Genomic DNA, 3,277 nt, shown 5'->3' on the forward strand with positions numbered 1-3,277 from the left:
TTTTTGTGAAGCTCTTGGCGCTCTCCGATGACGACGTCCTGCGCGTTCTCAGCCTTGTCATGGCCGAGACGCTCGAGGCCGGCAGCGCCGTCATTGAGGCGCTTGGGCATAATCTGAACGTCGACATGGCTGCTTTCTGGCAAGCGGACGAGGCGTTCTTCGAGCTACTGCGCGACAAGGAAGTCGCCAATGCCATGCTTGCCGACATCGGCGGCAAGCATGTCGCCGACGGCAATGTGGCCGAAAAGGTCAAGACGCAAAAGAAGATCATCCGCGACTTCCTTGCCGGCGAGAACGGCCGCGAGAAGGTCGAGGCATGGCTGCCGCGCTGGATGAAATTCCCGGTCGAAAGCTACACGGCGCGCGGCGGCTTCCGCACCGCCGACCAGTAGGCCCGCGTTCAGCCGCTGTTTGCGGGGCAATGATCTAACCAAGCCCAGGCGGCGGCTCTTAAAAGCCGCCGCCTGGGGGACCATCTTCCGGGACGGCGCCGGCTGCACTTTTGCCGCCTTTGAGCCGCGCCGCGACCGGCGCGGGGCTCACGGGCAGCTGAGAGGGAAGGTGCTTGCGCACCGCAGTGACGCGCAAGATTGCACGGCAGGGTTGCAAATTGGGTGAGCTGTGATAAGAAAATGTGAAGTCAGAAGGGGCCCATTGAAATGAAGCGCATGCAAGAAAAAGACATTCCCGCATTCGTGCAGGACGTGGTCGCAACGGGCTGCGATATCTGCGCCGTCGGTCCGAGTTGTTACTCCTTGGGCGATACCGATGTTCCGCGCGACAAGCGTAGGGGATTGTACAAGAAGCTCGGCGAAATCGATGCGCGCTACGGGAGCCGCGATCACCTGCGTTACCAGATTGCGGCGCACCTGGCGTCGATTGGCCGCTACATCGACGCGCCCCCAAAGGAGGAGGAGTCCTGGATCGATAATGAAACACCCGAGTTGGCCGAGGTCACACCTTATGACGTGGCGCACTTTCAGACTTACGCCGTCCTGCTGATGTCGGAGGCGATGGGCCTCGACTGGCGCAAGGTGGCACGAGCCATCTTGAACATTGACGCAGAGCGCCAGCCGGAACGGGCACGTCGGGCTTGGACATCCCACCTGGCGCGGGCACGGTGGCTAGCGACGAGCGGCTGCGGGCAGCTTCAGAGCGATCGGTTGCAATAGCCGCCCCGTACGGGAAGCTCGCATGACCAAGCCAGCCGTTGCCCAGGCGAACATGGAACTTTTCGAGCGGCGGCGCGGCGAAAAAACTGCAAGCTTTTTTCGTTTATACGCTAATCGAGTACTAGATCGCCACGTCCAGGACGGCTTGGCAACATCAAGATGTAAGGTTCGTTACGCTGCTCAACGCCGTCCTTGTGATGGCGTTGAACAGAAGGCGAGCTCCAGACCTTAGGCGTTAGCTAGCGTTTCGCGGCTGGCTTCTTGATTGGAGTTGACTTCTCTTCCCATGCCAAGTTGCCGCCGATTAACTCCGCGCAGCCGTCCTTTGCCAAACGGCATGGCCGACAGTTCTTGCGCGTTCGGAAGGTTAGTCGTCCGATTTATCGTTTCCGTTCCTCAGTAGTCGCGAGGAGATTGGGAGGGCAACGGTATTCATCTAGAAGCTAGGATGCGCTGCTTTGCCCCTGCCGGACGAATCCCCATTTTTTTGGCGTCCACAATCATTGCATATATGGGTGCTACGGAGGGTCCGTACTGGGAAAGAAAACAAATCGGGCGAGGCTTGATCATGACGACCCCCAGCCGAGGGAAATCGCCCGCACAGCTTTTCCGGCATCTATCGGCAAAGTGGCCTGCGGCGTTCAATCCGAAAGCGCCCAAGCCGCTTAGGATCGGCATCCATCATGACATTCGCGTGCTGGACGGCGAACTGTCAGATGATGAATTGAGGAAAGCCCTGCGCGCCTATACCAGCATGCCCAGGTACTTGGCGAGACTGAATGCTGGCGCTGTGCGGATCAATCTTGATGGCGAGCCGGCCGGCGAGGTATCGGATGCGGAGGCGGCGAGCGCCAAGGCTTTGCTGTGCGCCCGCAAGAACAAAGAAGAGACCAAGAAAACGCCGGAGCCAAGGGCGCCTGATGCCCCGCCCCAACCGAAGCCGAAGCAAACGGCCGCGCTCACCGCGAAGAATACGGCTGGAATAGTCGTCGAGACGAAGCGTCGCCGGTCTTTCCGAAAGCCGATGGCTTGAGCGGCATAGGTCTTCCCAAGACTCATGGGCTTCCCAGCAATAGCCATGATGAAGAGGTCTATGCCCCAGAGGAACATTTCTGAGCGGCGGGCGCGCCGGTTGGAACATCGTCACCACGGGCGAGGAGTCCGCGGTCGATTGCACGGTCGAGGACACGATTGTGCGCCACAGCCACGCGCTCGTCCTCGGCAGCGTCCGGCATGTGGCCAGCGGAGAGCCGGGTCCGGCTCTGATCTATCATCATGGCGCTTACGGATCGTCTTGAGCGAGCGGTACACCAGTGAGTGGGCCGCAGTCACGCGCTTTTATTCTCCTTCTGGCCCGTTGAACAGTCAACCTACCGCTCGGCCCGGCTCTGGCGCAGCACCCACGGCAGGCGCCGCTTCCATCGTTCACTTCGCGGCAAAGGCACATCTTTCTGCCACCGCTTCTTGCGGCGAGTTCGTCCAGTCGGTGTGTGCGATGCATCCGGAACCGGCGCTTGCTCAACCGTTGCGCGCTCAGGAAGCGATGCGTCGGGCACCGCTGACCATCGTATTCCGTGTTTCGGCACGACCATTAGCAGTACCAACATTAGCAATCGCTGGTGCCTAGACGCGACGGTCAGGCTTCAATGACGGGGAAGTGGGAGGATTGCGCGTTTACGAGGCGGGCTGGTCGGCCGCTCAATCGAAAGCGTCATTTGAAGCGCTGCCTCGCCGGCCTGCAACTGGGAGACACCGAGTTCGCCGGCAAGCTCGTGCGGGGAGGCCATGCTGGACAAGATCGCCGCCAATGCGCCGGCGAACCTTAAGGCAGTGGAGTGAGCCATGAGCGACCGATTTGGCGACTTCCCGAGGATGCTGGATGGGCTGAAGGACAGCCTCCGCGAACTGACCGACAGGCTGACCGTTTCCACAGGCGACTTTGTCGCCGCCGTATCGACTTGGTTCAACGGGCTGGACCGGTCGTCGCGCATCGCTGTGACGGCGGCCGCCGGCGCGCTCGTCCTGCTGCTGCTTTCCAGGCTGGTCCGGCCGCGGTCACCTGCCGTCCGCGCAAGCAGGCGCGACCTCAAGCAGCGGACCAGGCC

The 3,277-nt window shown here is 61.1% G+C and carries 2 protein-coding genes and 2 pseudogenes; all 4 read left to right on the plus strand.

Annotated features, from left to right (window positions below; translation table 11 throughout):
• Positions 1 to 392: pseudogene (locus tag EOA29_RS30150) on the plus strand (chromosome partitioning protein ParB); the annotation flags it as partial.
• 267 nt (positions 393 to 659) lie between these two features.
• A complete protein-coding gene (locus tag EOA29_RS44085) occupies positions 660 to 1,172 on the plus strand; it encodes a hypothetical protein (RefSeq protein ID WP_348628923.1) in 513 nt (170 codons plus the stop codon).
• A 568-nt stretch (positions 1,173 to 1,740) separates the two neighbouring features.
• A complete protein-coding gene (locus EOA29_RS30165) occupies positions 1,741 to 2,205 on the plus strand; it encodes a ProQ/FinO family protein (protein WP_127222027.1) in 465 nt (154 codons plus the stop codon).
• Between the two features lie 809 nt (positions 2,206 to 3,014).
• A pseudogene (locus EOA29_RS30170) lies at positions 3,015 to 3,277 on the plus strand (HlyD family type I secretion periplasmic adaptor subunit); the annotation flags it as partial.

The organism is Mesorhizobium sp. M1E.F.Ca.ET.063.01.1.1, assembly GCF_003998155.1.
GTDB lineage: Bacteria > Pseudomonadota > Alphaproteobacteria > Rhizobiales > Rhizobiaceae > Mesorhizobium.